13 protein-coding genes and 1 other RNA gene are annotated in these 14,352 nt (G+C 65.2%); 12 read left to right on the forward strand and 2 right to left on the reverse strand.

Annotated features, from left to right (window positions below):
* Positions 1-476 precede the first annotated feature (476 nt).
* Positions 477-1,151 (reverse strand): 5'-methylthioadenosine/S-adenosylhomocysteine nucleosidase, encoded by a 675-nt coding sequence (locus ACFXP9_RS08285; RefSeq protein WP_397209293.1) that lies wholly within the window; start codon positions 1,149-1,151, stop codon positions 477-479.
* 108 nt (positions 1,152-1,259) lie between these two features.
* Here ACFXP9_RS08285 and ACFXP9_RS08290 point away from each other — a divergent pair, with 108 nt between their 5' ends.
* From ACFXP9_RS08290 to ACFXP9_RS08345, 12 genes are all read left to right on the forward strand, one after another.
* Entirely contained in the window at positions 1,260-2,303 is a 1,044-nt protein-coding gene (locus ACFXP9_RS08290) for an ABC transporter substrate-binding protein (protein ID WP_397209291.1), read from the forward strand.
* 54 nt (positions 2,304-2,357) lie between these two features.
* On the forward strand, positions 2,358-2,786 hold the full coding sequence (locus ACFXP9_RS08295; RefSeq protein WP_397209290.1) for a PaaI family thioesterase: 429 nt from the start codon (positions 2,358-2,360) through the stop codon (positions 2,784-2,786).
* Between the two features lie 291 nt (positions 2,787-3,077).
* Positions 3,078-3,432: a transfer-messenger RNA gene (gene ssrA, locus ACFXP9_RS08300) on the forward strand.
* A 231-nt stretch (positions 3,433-3,663) separates the two neighbouring features.
* Positions 3,664-4,605 (forward strand): siderophore ABC transporter substrate-binding protein, encoded by a 942-nt coding sequence (locus ACFXP9_RS08305; protein ID WP_397209289.1) that lies wholly within the window; start codon positions 3,664-3,666, stop codon positions 4,603-4,605.
* A 26-nt stretch (positions 4,606-4,631) separates the two neighbouring features.
* Positions 4,632-5,567 (forward strand): ABC transporter permease, encoded by a 936-nt coding sequence (locus ACFXP9_RS08310; RefSeq protein ID WP_397209288.1) that lies wholly within the window; start codon positions 4,632-4,634, stop codon positions 5,565-5,567.
* Positions 5,568-5,571: 4 nt separating this feature from the next.
* Positions 5,572-6,549 carry an iron chelate uptake ABC transporter family permease subunit gene (locus ACFXP9_RS08315; RefSeq protein ID WP_397209304.1) on the forward strand — a complete coding sequence of 326 codons (978 nt, stop codon included), beginning with the start codon at positions 5,572-5,574 and terminating at the stop codon, positions 6,547-6,549.
* Positions 6,546-7,304 carry an iron ABC transporter ATP-binding protein gene (locus ACFXP9_RS08320; protein ID WP_397209287.1) on the forward strand — a complete coding sequence of 253 codons (759 nt, stop codon included), beginning with the start codon at positions 6,546-6,548 and terminating at the stop codon, positions 7,302-7,304. The genes ACFXP9_RS08315 and ACFXP9_RS08320 overlap by 4 nt, the downstream gene beginning before the upstream one ends.
* 198 nt (positions 7,305-7,502) lie before the next feature.
* The gene (locus ACFXP9_RS08325; RefSeq protein WP_397210148.1) at positions 7,503-8,231 is read left to right on the forward strand and encodes a metal ABC transporter ATP-binding protein; all 729 of its coding nucleotides are present in this window, start codon (positions 7,503-7,505) and stop codon (positions 8,229-8,231) included.
* Positions 8,231-9,091: a zinc ABC transporter permease AztB gene (gene aztB, locus ACFXP9_RS08330; protein WP_397209285.1), complete on the forward strand. Its 861-nt coding sequence runs from the start codon at positions 8,231-8,233 to the stop codon at positions 9,089-9,091. Before ACFXP9_RS08325 ends, aztB begins: the two co-directional genes overlap by 1 nt.
* Positions 9,092-9,102: 11 nt before the next feature.
* Positions 9,103-10,179: a metal ABC transporter substrate-binding protein gene (locus ACFXP9_RS08335; RefSeq protein WP_397209284.1), complete on the forward strand. Its 1,077-nt coding sequence runs from the start codon at positions 9,103-9,105 to the stop codon at positions 10,177-10,179.
* An 89-nt stretch (positions 10,180-10,268) separates the two neighbouring features.
* Positions 10,269-11,429 carry an N-acetylglucosamine-6-phosphate deacetylase gene (gene nagA, locus ACFXP9_RS08340; protein WP_397209283.1) on the forward strand — a complete coding sequence of 387 codons (1,161 nt, stop codon included), beginning with the start codon at positions 10,269-10,271 and terminating at the stop codon, positions 11,427-11,429.
* A gap of 102 nt (positions 11,430-11,531) precedes the next feature.
* Positions 11,532-12,704: a Hint domain-containing protein gene (locus tag ACFXP9_RS08345; protein WP_397209281.1), complete on the forward strand. Its 1,173-nt coding sequence runs from the start codon at positions 11,532-11,534 to the stop codon at positions 12,702-12,704.
* A gap of 33 nt (positions 12,705-12,737) precedes the next feature.
* Here ACFXP9_RS08345 and ACFXP9_RS08350 read toward each other — a convergent pair whose 3' ends face one another.
* Positions 12,738-14,342, reverse strand: coding sequence for a bifunctional metallophosphatase/5'-nucleotidase (locus tag ACFXP9_RS08350; protein ID WP_397210150.1), 1,605 nt, complete (start codon positions 14,340-14,342; stop codon positions 12,738-12,740).
* Between the last annotated feature and the right edge of the window lie 10 nt (positions 14,343-14,352).

Raw genomic sequence — 14,352 nt, forward strand, 5'->3', positions numbered from 1 at the left:
GCGCATTTATGGCACAACAAAAACCACCCGCTATCATTGATCGTGAAATTTAAAAAAATTGAATAAAAATTTCAAATTCTCAGACAGGGCACAGGATTGATAAAAAATCCGAAAAACATGAGGAGAAAGAGGGAGAAACATAACCGGAATGTGGGCATTCTTTCAAAAGACGTCTGGGATGGGGCAGACGCGCGCTGGCGCGCCGAAAATGATGACATAACGCCCTGCAAAAAGGCATGGCCGTTTCTGAAATCAGGGCATTCTTCACATGAATGAGGGCAGGCTGGCCCCATTTACCCGGACCCGGATTGCCGCCATCGGGGTCGATCTCTCAAGGCGTCCAATCTTATTGGCACGGCGCTGACGGGATGGTGGTTGACGACAGCTTTGCCTGCCTGTCATCCGCATCGACGCCCACGCCTTGCGGCATTCGTCGACCGCCCCCGCCAGCATGACCTTTGTCAGCCGCCGCGCCCTTAACCCGGCGCTTCATCCGGCGCGGGCAGCATCACCCGCCCATCTGCCAGCCCGGCCTCCAGCAGGTCCAGTGCTGCCGCCAGCCGGTGGTCGATCACGTCCAGATAACGGGTCCAGTCCATCAGCCCATCCAACGGCGCCGCCCCGTCCGAAATGCCGCGCAGCCCCATCATCGGCAGCCCCGCCCGCTGACAGGCCCGGCACAGGGCATAGCTTTCCATATCGACCATCTCGGCGTCGATACCGTCATAGGCATCGCCCGAAACGATATTCGCGCCCGTCGACAGCCGCGCCCCCGGCAGGCCCGGCACCTGCACCGGCAGCGCGATTTGCGCCGGCTGGTCCAGAAACGGCGTCAGCCCGGCCCCGAACCCCAGCGCCGTGGCATCCATATCGCGATAGCTTACCGACACCGCCTGAAAGACCGCCCCCTGTTCCAGCGCGCGCGACCCGGCACTGCCCAGACTGACCACCAGCGCCGGGCGCTGACCAGCCAGCGCCAGCCGCGCCAGCGCATCCGACAGCACCACTGCGGCCTCGACCGGGCCGACACCGGTCATCAGCGGCGTGATGCGCGACCGCAGCGCCGGGCCATATTCGTGGTCCAGCGCCATGACGAACAGAACCGGCAGGCCGGCAACAGGGGTCAGCGGGGGCAAAATGGTCTGGCTCATGCCTGCAATCTGCACCGGGGCGGCGGGTACTGCAATCCGCCTTGCGATGAAACAGGTCGCCCGCTAGCCTTTGACGGACCGTCTTTTTTCCAGGGGAGTTTCACCACCATGTCCGCCATCCTGCGCAGCACCGTCGCGCTGGCCTTTCTGGCCGGCCCCGCCCTTGCCGCCGATCCCGAACTGACCGTCTTTGACTGGGCCGGTTTCGAGGAACCCGTCATCTTCAGCGCTTATGTCGACCAGCATGGCGCCAGCCCGACCTTCGCCTTTTACGGCGACGATGACGAGGCGTTCCAGAAACTGGCTTCGGGCTTCAAGGCCGATCTTGCGCATCCGTGCAGCCAGATGGTGTCGAAATACCGCGATGCCGGGCTGATCGAGCCATGGGATACCAGCCGCATTCCCAATTTCGACAAGATCGACCCCAAATTCCTGAAATCCGAGATTTTCAAGGACGATCAGGGCGTCTGGTATATTCCCACCGACTGGGGCGCGACGGCCATCGCCTATAACAAGGATACCGTCCCGGCCGAAGATATCGCCACGCTTCAGGTCTTTACCGACCCCAAATATCAGGGCCGCACCAGCCTGCCCGATTCGTCCGATGATGTGTGGGCGCTGGCCTATCTGGCGACCGGCGTCACCGACTGGACCAAGGTCAGCGACGCGCAATTCGCCGCCGCCGCCGACTGGCTGCGCAAGGCGCATCAGAATGTCGCCTCGTACTGGACCGACCCGGCCTCGCTGAACCAGTTGATGGCCTCGGGCGCGGTCGATATCGCGTGGTCTTGGAATGACAGCCCCACCCAGCTGCGGGCCGAGAATTTCCCCGTCGGCTTTAACCGCACCCCCGAGGGCGGCAGCTCGACCTTCTTTTGCGGTTTCGTGAACCTCAGGGACGGGCCGGGCAAGGAAGACAAGGCCTATGATTTCATCAACGCCTGGCTTCAGCCCGCCGCCGCGCCGGGGCTGTTGTCGGTCATCGGCTATGGCCACAGCTCGACCGAGGCGATGAAGGAAATCAGCCCCGAACAGCAGGAAGAATTCGGCATCTCGCCCATTGACGGGCCGGTTCTGGCGCAGACCCCGAACGACCCCGCCCAACGCGAAAAGCAACTGGCCGAGTTCGAGAAAATCAAAGCCGGGTTTTAAGCCCGCATCACCCGTGGCGGGGGTCCGCCCCCGCCCGCAAACCGGATAGCTGACATGAGCCTGACACGCGAGGAACAGGAACGCATCGCCTTTGATCAGCCGGCCTTTTCGCGCATGATCGGGCTGCGCATCCTGCGCGCCGAACCCGATCTGGTGGTGGGGGAATTGCCGGTCACGCAATCGCTGGGAAACCGCAACGGTGTGCTGCATGGCGGCGCGATCATGGGGTTTGCCGACAATCTGGGCGGCACGGCGACGATGATCAACCTGCCCGCAGGGATGACCACCACGACGGTGGAAAGCAAAACCAATTTCCTGCGCCCGATCCGCATTGGCGACACCGCCACCGGCCATTGCGTGCCGCTGCACAAGGGCCGCACGATGATGGTCTGGCAAAGCACCATCACCCGTGGCGATGGCAAGACGGCAGCGGTGGTCACCCAGACCCAGCTGGTGCTGGAATGGAAGGCCGGGGCTGACTGACCCTGACGGCATCCGTTTGCGCGGTGACGTAACCGGCTGGCAGATATGACGACCGCCGGGCGCGTGTTCATGTCCGGGGGCTTGTGTTCCGCCGCCCCCCGCGTCGCCTTTCCTCTGCGCCGCCTGTCCCCGTACCGCCCGCCCCCGCACAGTGGATTGCCCTGACACCGCCCATTCCTGCGCAGTTTTTCCCCGGCAGCGCCTTTTGGCTGCTGCCAACCCGGCGTGGCCCGCCCGCGCAGCCTGCGAAACTGCCGCCTTGCGCAACCCGCCCTTGCGCCCGCGTCGCGCCCCCTTGCAGGCCGGAAAAGCCGCCCCTATATTCACCTTGTCCGGGGCAACCCGGACTATGGACATAAACGCGCATGGAATAAGCGGATCGGACCCGGGGGCGGTACCCGGCGGCTCCACCAGATACCCTCGTTGGGGGACCATGGGGCCGAAACAGGATCGACGAACGTCTAAAGATGTTTGCTTTGTCTCGGTGAGCGACCACCGTTATCGGTGCAAATTGTACAGTTGCCAACGACAACCGTGCTCCGGTCGCTCTGGCTGCGTAAGCAGCTCGGGTAACCGAAACCTAACTCCTTGCGCTTAGCCGCGTAAGGCGGGGCCGGCAGGAGCCTTGCAACAGAATCCTGCCACTTTCCCCCTTCCCTTCTGTCTGACTGACCCCGGCATTTGCGCGGGCGCGGCGCGGCGCGGATGCGCGCATCCGGCCTGTCACGCGCGATACCCAAGTATTTTACAAGGCTTCTCTGGACGTCCAGGCGTCAAGGCGTTAGGTCACTTGGCAAAGGGTGGCGCGTGCCACCCGCGACCCAGCCAGCAGGCCCCGCCTCAGCCACGGTCCTCACATGCGTGAAGGAGAGATCTGATGCGGCGTATTCTGCTGTCGGCGCTGACCGCGCTGTCCCTTGCCCCGGTGGTTCTGGCGCAGCCCGCGCAAGCCGCCGATGTCACCATCGACACGGCCCGCGGGCCGGTGACGCTGGCGGCCCCGCCCGCGCGGGTGGCGGCCTTTGACGTGGCGGCCATTGACACGCTGACGGCGCTGGGTGTGCCGCTGGCCGGGGTGCCTGACAAACTGTATGTCCCGGCGCTGAAAGATCTGGATGCCCCCCATGTCGGCACCCTGTTCGAGCCGGATCTTGAGGCACTGGCCAATCTTGGCCCCGACCTGATCATTGTCGGCGGCCGCACCGCCACCCAGCGCGACGCACTGGCGCAGCTGGCCCCCACCATCGACATGAGCATCGGCACCGAGGTTCTGGCCCATACCAGCGACCGGCTGGCGGCCTATGCCGCGCTGTTTGACCGTCAGGCACAGGCGCAGCCGCTGAAACAGGCGCTTGACGACAAGCTGGCTGCACTGGCGCAGGCGGGCAAAGACAAGGGCCGGGTTCTGGTGGTGATGACCAATGGCCCGAAAATGTCGCTTTACGGGCCGGGGTCGCGCTTTGGCTGGCTGTATCAGTCCACCGGCATGGCCCCCGCGGTCGAGGGGCTGGACAGCGGCGCTAATCACGGCAATGCCGTCAGCGCCGAATTCATCGCCAAGGCCGACCCGGACTGGCTGTTCGTTCTGGATCGCGGCGCCGCCATCGGCGAGGAAGGCCAAAGCGCGCAGGCCACGCTGAACACCCCGCTGATCGCGGGCACCAAGGCATGGCGCAACGGGCAGGTCGCCTATCTGCCCTCGGCCAGCCTGTATATCGCCAGCGGCGGCTATGCCTCGACCGTCGAGGTGATCGACGCGCTGACCGCCGCCCTGAACGGTGCGGCGAAAGCGGCGGAAACCGGGGCGCCGGCACAGTGACTGCCTGGCGCGGGGGGGCAACCGCGTTGCTGGCTGCGCTGATCCTGGCCAGCCTGCTGGTCGGGTCGGCGGGGATCGGCCTGCCCGCCAGCGGCGATGCGGGTGCCATGCTGGTGATGATGGAATCGCGCTTGCCGCGCACGCTGGCCACCCTGCTGACCGGGGCGGCCCTGGCGGTGTCGGGGGTGATCATCCAGTCGCTGGTGCGCAACCGCTTTGTCGGGCCGGAAACCTCGGGCGGGCCGGAAAGCGCGGCTTTGGGGCTGATGCTGGTGACCCTGCTGGCCCCGCAGGCCCCGATCTGGGTCAAGATGGCGGTTGCCAGCCTCAGCGCGATGGGGGGCACGGCGCTGTTTCTGGCCCTGATCCGCCGCCTGCCCCCGCAAGAGGTCCTGCTGATCCCGATCACCGGGCTGGTGCTGTCGGGGGTGATCGGGGCGCTGGTGACATGGATCGGCTGGCAGGCGGATATGGTTCAGTATGTGATCACATGGCTGATGACGGGCGAATTTTCGGGCGTGGTGGCGGGACGTTATGAATTGCTGTGGATCGCCGGTGCCGCGGCGGCGCTGTCATGGTTCGTGGCCGACCGTTTTGCCATTCTGGCCCTTGGCGAGGGCATGGCCACCGGGCTTGGGCTGTCAACCCGCTGGGTGATGCGGCTGGGGCTGGTGGTGGTGGCAGTGGTTTCGGCGCTGGTGGTGGTGACGGTGGGCATGATCCCCTTTGTCGGGCTGGTGGTGCCCAATATCGTGTCGCGGCTGATGGGCGACAACCTGCGCCGGTCGCTGCCGGTGGTGGCGCTGGCCGGGGCGGGACTGGTGCTGGGATGCGACCTGATCGGGCGGCTGCTGGTCTGGCCATATGAGATCCCGGTCGGGACCATCCTTGGCGTGGTCGGGGCGGTGCTGTTCTTGTGGCTGCTGCATCGCAGGCCGGCCCATGTTCAGGCCCATGTCTAGTTTCATGTCCAAGGCGGGGGTCTGGTCGCGCCACCCTGCGGCGCTGCGGCTGGCGGGGCTGCTGGCATTGCTGGCGGTGCTGGCCGGGCTGTGGCTGCTGGCCGGTCTGGGGGCGGGCAATCGCGGCTTTATCATCGGGCTGCGGGCCACCCGGCTGGCGGCGCTGGTGACGGTCGGGGCCTCGGTCGGGGTGGCGACGATGCTGTTTCAGACGGTGACGGCGAACCGGGTGCTGACGCCGTCGATCATGGGGTTTGACGCGCTTTACCTGCTGCTTCAGAACCTGCTGGTGCTGGGATTGGGGGTGACGGGCTTTGCCGCGCTGGCCGGACCTCAGCGTTTCGCGCTGGAAACCGGGGTGATGGTGGCGCTGGCGGCGACGCTGTTCGGCACGCTGCTGGCACAGGGCACGCGCGACATTGCCCGCACCGTTCTGACCGGGGTGATCCTTGGGGTGCTGTTTCGTGCCGCCAGCGGTCTGGTCGCGCGCATTGCCGACCCCAGCGAATATGCCATCATCCAATACAGCAGCTTTGCCAGCTTTTCGCGGGTCGACCCGGCGGTGCTGCCATGGGCGATGGCGGCAACGGGGGTGGCGGTGCTGGCGGCGATGGCGATGGCGGCGCGGCTGGATGTGCTGGCGCTGGGGCGCGATGGCGCGGTGTCGCTGGGGCTGCGCCACGACCGGGTGACGCTTGTGGCGCTGGGGCTGGTGGCGGTGCTGGTCTCGACCGCGACGGCGCTGGTGGGACCGGTGGCGTTTTTCGGGCTGATCGTGTCGGGCCTGACCCATGCACTGATGCGCAGCCCGCGCCATGTGCTGTTGCTGCCCGCGGCGGCGCTGATCGCGATGAACCTGCTGCTGGCCGGGCAATTGCTGTTTGACCGCCTGCTGGGACAGCAAGGCACGCTGTCGGTGGTGATCGAATTCGCCGGCGGGCTGTTTTTCCTGTCTCTCTTGCTGAAAGGCCGCATCCGATGATCCGCATCTCGGGGCTGACCCATCACATCGGCGGCGCGCCGATCCTGACCGACATTACCACCGACCTGCCCAAGGCCGGGCTGACCGCGCTGATCGGGCCGAACGGCGCGGGCAAATCGACACTGCTGCGGCTGATCGGGCGGCTCGAGGCCCTGCAACAGGGCCAGATCCAGATCGACGGCCACGACCTGCGCCGCACCCCCAGTCAGGATCTGGCGCGGATCATGGCGATCATGGGCCAGCACAACACCATCGCCAGCCGCCTGCGCCTGACCGAGCTGGTGGGCTTTGGCCGCTGGCCCCACCACCATGGCCGCCCCGGCCCGCGTGACCGCCAGATCGTCGCTGACGCGCTGGCCGATTTCGGCCTGTCCGATCTGGCGCATCGTTTCGTCGACGAGGTCTCGGGCGGGCAGGCACAGCGCGCCTGTCTGGCCATGGCCTTTGCGCAACAGACCGACTGGCTGTTGCTGGACGAGCCGCTGAATAACCTCGACATGGCCCATGCGCGGGCGCTGATGACCCGGCTGTCCGATCTGGTGCGCCGACAGGGCAAAAGCGTGGTGGTGGTGCTGCATGACATCAACTATGCCGCCGCATGGGCCGATCATGTCGTGGCGCTGAAAGATGGCCGCCTGATGGCCGCCGGCAGCCCCGACCAGATCCTGACCGCACCGGTGCTGGAACGGCTTTATGACACGCCGGTCAACGTGACCACGCATCAGGGGCGGCCACTGGTGCTGCACCACCTGTAACCCAACGCGGTCGTGACCGGCCCGCCGGGGAAAAGGCTGGACGCGCCGGGGGGAATTGCCTAAAGCATCTGTTACATTATATCAGAAACTCCCCATGCGCCCCGTTTTCCACCTTCTTCTTGCCGGTGTTCTGCCGCGTCTTGCCCTGGCCCTGGCCCTGTCCGCCCTGCTGTGGCTGGCCCTGTGGGGGGTGATCGCGTGACCCTGAAATTCGAGAACCTGACCCTTGGCTATGACCGCCACCCGGCCGTGCATCACCTGACCGCCGAGATCCCGGACAGCAGCCTGACCGCCCTGATCGGGCCGAATGGCGCGGGCAAATCGACGCTGATGCGCGCCATCGCAGGCGAGCTGGTGCCGCTTGAAGGGCGGATCACCCGTGCGCCGGGCCGCATCGCGTGGTTGCCGCAACAGGCCGAGGTCGATCGCAGCTTTCCCATCTCGGTCTTCGATTTCGTGGCCATGGGGCTGTGGGCGCGGATCGGCGCCATGCGCGGGGTTGCGCGTGGCGATGCGCGCGCCGTGGAACAGGCGCTGACGGCGGTCGGGCTGCCGGGTTTCGGCCCGCGCCCGATCGGTGCCCTGTCGGGCGGCCAGATGCAGCGGGTGCTGTTTACGCGCCTGTCGCTTCAGGATGCCGGGCTGTTGCTGCTGGACGAACCGCTGACCGCCGTCGATGCCCGCACCGCCAATGACCTGCTGTCGATCATCCACGACTGGCAGCACGAAGGCCGCACCATCATTGCCGTCCTGCACGACATGGAGGTGGTGCGCAGCCATTTCCCGCAAACCCTGATGCTGATGCGCGAAAAAATCGCCCATGGCCCGACCGCGCAGGTGCTGACCCCGGAAAACCTGCGCCGGATGCGTCAGGTATCGGCCAGCGTCGATGACGACGCCGCCATCTGCGAACGCGGGGCCGCGTGATGGCCCTGCTGCAACCCTTCCTTGATTTCGCCTTCATGCAGCGGGCGCTGCTTGGCTGTATCGCCATCTCGCTTGGGGCGACACCGGTCGGTGTCTTCCTGATGCTGCGCCGCATGAGCCTGACCGGCGACGCCATGGCCCATGCCATTCTGCCCGGCGCGGCGGTGGGGTTCCTGATCTCGGGGCTGTCGCTGGGGGCAATGACCATCGGCGGCATCGTGGCCGGGCTGGCTGTGGCACTGCTGACCGGGCTGGTCAGCCGGGTCACCGAACTGCGCGAGGACGCCTCGCTGGCGGCCTTCTATCTGATCAGTCTGGCGCTTGGGGTGCTGATCGTGTCGGCCAAAGGTTCGAATGTCGACCTGCTGCATGTGCTGTTCGGCACGGTGCTGGCGCTGAATGACGCGGCGCTGATCCTGCTGTGCACCATCACCACCATCACCCTTGTGGCGCTGGCGGTGCTGTATCGCCCGCTGGTGCTGGAGTGCGTGGACCCGCGGTTTCTGCGTTCGGTCAGCCAGCTCAGCGCGGTGGCGCATTTCGCTTTTCTGGGTCTGGTGGTGCTGAACCTTGTGGCCGGGTTTCAGGCGCTGGGAACGCTGATGGCCGTGGGCATCATGATACTGCCCGCCGCCGCCGCGCGGTTCTGGGCGCGCAACCTGCCGGCCATGATGCTGGCGGCGGTGCTGGTGGCGGTGCTGGCCTCGGTCAGCGGGTTGTCGGTGTCCTATCACTTCGGCCTGCCATCGGGTCCGGCGATCATTCTGGCCGCCGGGCTGATCTATCTGCTGTCACTGTGCCTTGGCCCGGTGGGCAGTCTTGCCGCACGCTATCTGCCGCGGCGCCATCTTGAATCGTGAAAGGAATATTCATGCTGACACGTCGCACGATGCTGGCCTCGGCCGCGCTAAGCCTGATCCTGTCCACCACCGCGTTTGCGCAGGACAAACTGAATGTCGTGGCTTCGTTCTCGATCCTGGGTGACATGGTTCAGAATGTGGGCGGCGACCGCATTGCCCTGACCACGCTGGTCGGTCCCGATGGCGATGGCCATGTCTATCAGCCCACCCCCGCCGATGCCGAGGCCGTCGCCAAGGCCGGTCTTCTGGTGATCAACGGGCTGGAATTCGAGGGCTGGACCCCGCGCCTGATTGAGGCTGCGGGCTATCAGGGCCCCGTCGTGATCGCGGCCGAGGGGATCACCCCGCTGAAAAACGCCGAAGACGATCACGACGACCATGCGGATCACGACGATCACGACCACGGGGATCATGACGATCACGCTGGTCATGATCACGCCGGTCATGATCACGACGACCACGACCACGCCGATCATGACGACCACGATCATGACGAGCACGCCAAAGACGACCACGACCACGATGATCACGCTGCCGATGACGGCCATCACCACCATGGTGCCTATGACCCCCATGCCTGGCAAAGCGTCGCCAATGCCAGGGTCTATGTCGCCAATATCGCCCGCGGCCTGACCGAGGCCGACCCGGCAGGCGCCGAAACCTATGCCGCCAATGCCAAGGCCTATACCGACAAGCTGGACGCGCTGGACAGCCAGCTTCACGCCGCTGTCGACGCCCTGCCGCAGGACAGCCGCACCATCGTCACCTCGCATGATGCGTTCGGCTATTTCGCCCGCGACTACGGCCTGAAATTCGTTGCCCCGCAAGGCGTCTCGACCGAGGCCTCGGCCTCGGCCCGCGATGTCGGCGCGCTGATCACCCAGATCCGCGATCAGCAGATCAAAGCCGTGTTCGTCGAAAACATCAGCGACAGCCGGTTGCTGCAACAGATCGCCTCGGAAACCGGTGCCAGGATCGGCGGCACGCTGTTCTCGGATGCGCTGTCGCCGGCGGATGGCCCCGCCGCGACCTATATCGACATGATGCGGCACAATATGTCGGAAATCAGCAAAGCGCTGGCGAAATAAACCCGGTCAAGGCCCCGCACCGCACGGGGCCTTGCATCCCCCGGCCCATCGCGGCAATCCTGCACCCGCCCGGACGACCGGAGGCCACGATGCCCGACTTTCCCCGAACAGATGATTGGGCGCTGCTGCCGCAGGCCCTGTTCGATGGCGAATGCCTGCGCCGCGATCTGGCCATCCATATCAGCGGCGACCGCATTCAGGCGCTGTGCCCGCCGCAGGCCCTGCCCGATAACCTGCCCCGGCTGCACAGTGACCTGATCGCGGCACCGGGCTTTGTCGACCTTCAGGTCAATGGCGGCGGGGGCGTGTTGCTGAACGCCGACCCCACCGCACAAGCCATGCGCGCCATCGCCGCCGCGCATCGCCAGCGCGGCACCACCGCCATCCTGCCGACGCTGATCACCGACGCCCCCGCCCTGATGGACCGTGCCGCCGATGCCATCCGTCAGGCCATCGGGGCCGAGGGCATCGCCGGCATTCATTTCGAGGGGCCGCATATCGCCCCCGCCCGGCGCGGCACCCATGCGGCGCGCTTCATCCGTCCCTGGGACCAACACAGCCACGACCTTGTGACCGGGCTTGCCCGCGACGGCATTCCGGTTCTTCTGACCCTTGCGCCCGAAACCGTGCCGCCCGGCACCATCCGCCAGCTTGTCACAGCCGGGGTCGTCGTCTCGATCGGCCACAGCGCCGGAACCGAGGCCACCACCCGCGCCGCAATTGCCGAGGGCGCACAGGCCGCGACCCACCTGTTCAATGCCATGACGCCGATGGAATCGCGCGCGCCCGGCGTTGTCGGGGCGGTGATCGACAGCGACATCCATGCCGGGCTGATCGTCGACGGCCACCATGTCAGCGACACGGCGCTGCGCGTCGCCATCCGCGCCCGCCCCCGCCCCGACCGCACGTTCCTTGTCTCGGACGCGATGCCCACGGTAAACGGATCCGGTCAGTTCACCCTCTATGGCCAGACAATCCACCTGTCCGACGGCAAACTGGTCAATGCCGAGGGCGCGCTGGCCGGCGTCCATATCGACATGGCCGGCGCCGTCGCCAATACCGTGACCCGCCTTGGCCTGCCGCTGGAACAGGCGCTGGCGATGTCATCGGCCATTCCTGCTGGCCTGATGCGGCTGTCAGACCACGGCCATCTGGCGCCCCGCTATCGCGCCGATCTTGTTCTTCTGACCCCGGATGGCCAGACACAGGCGGTCATCTGGGGCGGACGCGGCCAGCTCATCACCCGATAACGCCACCCTGCACGGACAGGGAAAGCAACACGTGAAGGTTGCAAAGCCGAATAAACAACCTTAACGTGTCATTTCAGGATAAACTCACCTGATTGGCGTGCCATGCCCGTTTATGAAGTCCAGCTTGTCACCATCGCCACCGGGGCTTGGCGGACGGAAGCGTACGGATATAACAGCGTCCCCGTCCCCCGAACCGGCGACCATTATGATCTGTCCAATGCCAGCCTGTCGATCATCCGCATCAATGATCAAGGCCCGGCAGGGGGCGCTGGCGACGTGTTCAACGTTGGCTACGGCGCTGAAGGGACACAGCAAACCCTTGCCGAGGATACCCTGCTTGGCAATGATGCCACCCAATACCTTTACCCCGCCGGAACCACGATTGCGGTGTCATATACCCGTATTCTGGCGACGGCGACGCCGGTCGATGCCGATGGCAATCCTCAGCTGGATCAGGACGGCAACCCGATCCAGCTGCAATACACGCTCTCGCTGCCAATGGATGGCAACGATATCTATGAAAGCCTTGGCGGCAAACAATCTTTCATGATCCTGCCTCTGGGGCATGACACCCCGTTCGATCTGACCATGACACTTCGCTATGACGGTCTGGCGGATGCGATGTCTGCCCCCTATCCGCCTCAGCCGATCTATCCCGATGCACCCTGCTTTACATCCGGCACGCTGATCGACACGCCGCACGGTCCGGTGCCGATTCAGGATCTGCGCCCCGGCGATCTGGTGCTGACCCGCGACAACGGCCCCCAGCCCATCCGCTGGGTCGGCGGGCGGCTTCTGGATGCGCGTGCACTGGACCTTCGCCCCAACCTGCGCCCGATCCGCATCCGCGCCGGGGCGCTTGGGCCGGGCCAGCCCTGCCGCGACCTTGTCGTCTCGCCCCAGCACCGCATTCTGGTTCAGTCCAGCATCGCCGCCCGCATGTTCGACAGCCCCGAGGTGCTGATCGCCGCCAAACATCTCTGCCTGCTTGACGGCATCACCCCCGAGGCCCCGCCCGACGGCGTCCACTATCTGCATATCCTTCTGGACCGGCACGAGGTTCTGCGCTCGAACGGTGCCTGGACGGAAAGCCTGCTTACCGGTCCCCAGGCCCTCAAGTCGCTGACCGCGCCGGCCCGGCACGAAATCCTGTCGATCTTTCCCGAACTGGCCGCCGCCATCACCCCACCCGGCGCCCGCCCGCTGATCGAGGGGCGCCGCAGCCGCAAACTGGCCGAACGCCACCAGCGCAACCGCAAGGCGCTGGTGGCCTGACGCCCCCGCATCGGCGGGGCGCCTGTCGCCGGTTTATTTCACCGTGATCCGGCCATCGGTTTTGGCGACGAAATCCGGGCCTTTCTTGGCCAGATATTCTGCCAGCACATCGGCCAGATCCGGCCCGAAATCATAGGCCTTGCGCGCCTCGTTGGCGAAAACGGCATACCCGTCACCACCCCCGCGCATATAGTTGTTGCTGACCACCCCATATTCCGCCGCCGGGTCAATCGGCACCCACTGTTCGCCATCCGCAACCATCACGTCGCTGATGCGCTGGCCCGGCGCAGCTGCGGGGTCGACGGTATATTTCAGCCCCGCCACCTGCGCGAACCGGCCCGCGCCCTCTTCCATCTGGCTGGCACCGTTTTCCAGCGCCGTCACCACGCCTGCCCCGCTTAACCAAAAGGTCGACAGCGTGTTCTGGAACGGCAGGACCGAGATCACCTCACCCATCGAGACCGGCCCCGCGTCAATCGCGGCCCGCAACCCGCCGCCATTCTGAATGGCAATCTGAATACCCTGGTTGCGCACCCGGTCCAGCATCGCATCCGCGACCAGACTGCCCATCTGGCACTCCTTGGCCCGGCACTCGGTCCGGTCGGCGCCAATTTCGGCCGTGGTGTTGGCCACGATACGGGTTTTCAGCTCTTCGATGGGCTTGGCCATCTCGGTGATGCGGGCCAGCATCTTCTCGTCCGGCGTGACCGAGGCATCCAGCAGAATCGGCTGCCCCTCGGCCTTGATCACCTTGCCCTCATCGTCAAAGGTGACAACCAGATGCCCCAGATATTTGCCATAGGCATAGGCCTGCACCACCGGCACCCCAACGCCATCGCTGCCATTCACCATGGTCGGGTACGGGCCTTCGGCGGCCTCGTCGTCATTGGACAACAGCGTATGCGAATGCCCGCCCACCACGACATCGACACCCGGCACCTCGGCGGCAATGACCTGATCGCGCTTGTATCCCTCATGGGTCAGGGCGATGACCTTGTTCACGCCCTCATCGGCCAGCGCCGCCGCATCGGCCTTCAGACTGTCCAGATCATCCTTGAAAATCACCGATTTCCCCGGCGATGACGTCTCGGGCGTGTCCATGGCCAGCGCGCTGATAATGCCGATCTTCTGGTCCCCGACCTCCAGCACCAGCTTGTCACCGACAATATCCTTCAAAACATTCGACTGCGACAGATCAAGGTTTCCCGAAATCACCGGAAACTTCACTCCCGATGCCAGCAGCGCCAGCCCCTCGGGACCATCATCGAATTCATGGTTACCGACCGCCATCGCATCGAAACCGATGGCATTCATGAATTCGACCGTGTCCTTGCCCTTATAGGTCGAATAAAACAGGCTGCCCTGATACTGATCCCCCGCATCCAGCACGACGACATTCTCGCCCTCGGCCTTCAACCCGTCGCGCAATTCGCGAATCTTGCTGGCCACGCGGGCGATCCCGCCAAAGCATTCGCCCTTTTCCTCGCCCTCGGCATCACAGGTGCTGTCATATTTGTTGATTGATTCGATCCGGCTGTGCAAATCGTTGATATGCAGAATATGCAGCCGATACTCGGCATGGGCCGCACCGGCTGTCAAAGCAATGGCGGCAACGGATAAAAGCAGGCGACAAGACATGATCCACAGG

Origin of the sequence: Paracoccus jiaweipingae (assembly GCF_044335505.1) — a bacterium.
GTDB lineage: Bacteria > Pseudomonadota > Alphaproteobacteria > Rhodobacterales > Rhodobacteraceae > Paracoccus.

Bases quoted from the DNA above. Each gene is read 5' to 3' on its own strand.
- ACFXP9_RS08285 (WP_397209293.1), bottom strand. From the start codon at position 1,151: ATGAGCCAGACCATTTTGCCCCCGCTGACCCCTGTTGCCGGCCTGCCG.
- ACFXP9_RS08290 (WP_397209291.1), top strand. From the start codon at position 1,260: ATGTCCGCCATCCTGCGCAGCACCGTCGCGCTGGCCTTTCTGGCCGGC.
- ACFXP9_RS08295 (WP_397209290.1), top strand. From the start codon at position 2,358: ATGAGCCTGACACGCGAGGAACAGGAACGCATCGCCTTTGATCAGCCG.
- ACFXP9_RS08305 (WP_397209289.1), top strand. From the start codon at position 3,664: ATGCGGCGTATTCTGCTGTCGGCGCTGACCGCGCTGTCCCTTGCCCCG.
- ACFXP9_RS08315 (WP_397209304.1), top strand. From the start codon at position 5,572: ATGTCCAAGGCGGGGGTCTGGTCGCGCCACCCTGCGGCGCTGCGGCTG.
- ACFXP9_RS08320 (WP_397209287.1), top strand. From the start codon at position 6,546: ATGATCCGCATCTCGGGGCTGACCCATCACATCGGCGGCGCGCCGATC.
- aztB (WP_397209285.1), top strand. From the start codon at position 8,231: ATGGCCCTGCTGCAACCCTTCCTTGATTTCGCCTTCATGCAGCGGGCG.
- ACFXP9_RS08335 (WP_397209284.1), top strand. From the start codon at position 9,103: ATGCTGACACGTCGCACGATGCTGGCCTCGGCCGCGCTAAGCCTGATC.
- nagA (WP_397209283.1), top strand. From the start codon at position 10,269: ATGCCCGACTTTCCCCGAACAGATGATTGGGCGCTGCTGCCGCAGGCC.
- ACFXP9_RS08345 (WP_397209281.1), top strand. From the start codon at position 11,532: ATGCCCGTTTATGAAGTCCAGCTTGTCACCATCGCCACCGGGGCTTGG.
- ACFXP9_RS08350 (WP_397210150.1), bottom strand. From the start codon at position 14,342: ATGTCTTGTCGCCTGCTTTTATCCGTTGCCGCCATTGCTTTGACAGCC.